This window comes from Mesorhizobium sp. M0598 (assembly GCF_040320865.1).
Classification (GTDB): Bacteria; Pseudomonadota; Alphaproteobacteria; order Rhizobiales; family Rhizobiaceae; genus Mesorhizobium.
In genome coordinates, this window is record NZ_JAMYQL010000094.1 from 1 (window position 1) to 1864 (window position 1864).

General features: G+C 58.9%; 3 protein-coding genes and 1 pseudogene. 3 read left to right on the top strand and 1 reads right to left on the bottom strand.

Going from position 1 to position 1864, the window contains the following annotated elements:
* Nucleotides 1-364 precede the first annotated feature (364 nt).
* A complete protein-coding gene (locus tag NKI59_RS34835) occupies nucleotides 365-502 on the top strand; it encodes a hypothetical protein (protein WP_352592433.1) in 138 nt (45 codons plus the stop codon).
* A gap of 41 nt (nucleotides 503-543) precedes the next feature.
* Here the strand turns inward: NKI59_RS34835 and NKI59_RS34840 are convergent, their stop codons facing one another.
* Nucleotides 544-762 carry a hypothetical protein gene (locus NKI59_RS34840; protein ID WP_352592430.1) on the bottom strand — a complete coding sequence of 73 codons (219 nt, stop codon included), beginning with the start codon at nucleotides 760-762 and terminating at the stop codon, nucleotides 544-546.
* A gap of 206 nt (nucleotides 763-968) precedes the next feature.
* Between NKI59_RS34840 and NKI59_RS34845 the strand changes: the two genes are divergently transcribed.
* Nucleotides 969-1205, top strand: coding sequence for a hypothetical protein (locus NKI59_RS34845; protein ID WP_352592428.1), 237 nt, complete (start codon nucleotides 969-971; stop codon nucleotides 1203-1205).
* Between the two features lie 215 nt (nucleotides 1206-1420).
* A pseudogene (locus NKI59_RS34850) lies at nucleotides 1421-1797 on the top strand (trimeric intracellular cation channel family protein).
* Nucleotides 1798-1864: the final 67 nt, after the last annotated feature.

Here is a 1864-nt window from a genome sequence, read left to right on the forward strand (position 1 = left end):
TTTTGCCCTGGCGGGGAGATTAACTGCCGGTGCATTACGCGAGTCAATCGATGAAACGACCACTCCGCAGTCGCGAGGGCGGGGAGCAACCCGACAATTTTTATCGTTGGAACGCGCTTACAGAGTGCAACACAGCCGCCCGTTCGTCGGGCTGCGTTGATCGCGTCCATGTTGCCCTTCAGCTCGCCGATCTCGAGCATGCGCTGAGGGCGGGACGAAGTCTATGTGCCTTGACGGGATGCGGAATATATTCCTATTTTGCGGGATGCCGCACCCTCGCCGACACGAAGCCGTTTCCGAATATCACCTCGCCAAAATTGAACCACAGGCGTGGCTTCTGACGGTAGAACTCCGCGACGCGCAGTTGTCGCTCAAGCCATTTCATGAGCATTGGGACGTGATCGACCGGCTGCACGGGGATATAAAGCGGGCGATCAATCTGCTGAACGGCAGGCCGGCCGACTACGAGCGGCCGCATGCGGCGCCGATGTCGGGTAGGTAGAACACCTACAGCGAGGCAAAGGACGCCACCCAAACGCAGCGCTAATGCCGCACAATATCAGCGAGTTTCAGGCGCATCCTCTGGCCCTCCGCGAAGGCTAGGGCGAAGGATTCCAGCACGAATGCGTAGATGCGTTCTTCGTCTTCCTCGACTACGTGCACCGACCACTCGCCGTGGACTTCTACCACTTCAATTCGGGTTTCCAAAAGGCCGTCATAGCCCTCTGGATTATCACAGGCAGCGCGTTGGGGTCTGGGCACCGCTTTCCTCCCATGTTGCGAACTATGACACAGCGGCCCGCGTCGTTGGGGCTCGGCCGCCGGGCCTAACCGGCGAGAAAATGGTGGACTGGCCGGCTGACGAATAGATGCGCTCAAGTCAATTCGAAGCGAAACATGCGAACGAATGGGCGAGCTTTTTGTGCTTGGATCTACATTAGCCGCATAGCAAATTGGCTGGACGGGCGATGAACGACAAGCCTGCGACGACGTACATCGTTAGCCTTTTCGAGAAGCCGTACTGGCGCACCGTGCTGACCACGAAGGACAAGGCCAAAGCAGAGGCTATGCTAAAAGAGATCGGCGAGGGCGCCCGGATCGAGGCGCCTAACCATCTCGCCGCCACGGCTGTACGACAAAGCCCCGCTTCGGCAGGGTTTTTGTTGGTTATGGCAAGCGGTAAAATACGCCGAAAACCTCGATAGAGTCAACGCGATGGTTCTGTGTTGACGCGTAGTCGAGCGTATGCAGCAGCGGAAGACGCGCTGCGGTCGCCAACCCAAGCGGAAGATTCCTATGCTCTTCGACACAGCCGCCGCACTTCTCGACTGGCTGGGCTTGATCGTTTTTGCGATCTTGGGCGCGCTGGTCGCCTCGAGCAAGCAAATTGGACGTAGTCGGCTTCGTCCTGCTCGGCACGGTGACGGGCATCGGCGGTGGCACGCTGCGCGACCTTCTTCTGGGCTTGAGCCCCGTTTTCTGGGTGCGGGAGCCCGCCATTCTTCTTGCATGCGTCATCGTATCATGCGCAGTGTTTTTCACCGCTCACATCCCGCAGAGTCGCTACCGCTGGCTCCTGTGGCTCGATGCCCTCGGTTTGGCGCTCTTCGCTGTCACGGGTGCGGAGCGCGCTTTGCTTGCAGGCTTAGGCGCGGTGGTGGCGGTGGCAATGGGAGTGCCGGCGGAATCTTTCGTGACGTGCTGGGCAATGAAAGTCCAATAGTGCTTTCCCGTGAAGTCTATGTCACGGCAGCGCTTGCTCTAGGGGATGCACACATCTTTTCGTTGCGTCGATGACTCATCTGTGAGTTGCGGCGTCGGGTTGGTGTGTGATTCTGTAGGCGACGTACTGAGGGAGGCGTCG

Coding starts and splice junctions, on each gene's coding strand:
- NKI59_RS34845 (WP_352592428.1), top strand. CDS start 969: ATGAACGACAAGCCTGCGACGACGTACATCGTTAGCCTTTTCGAGAAG.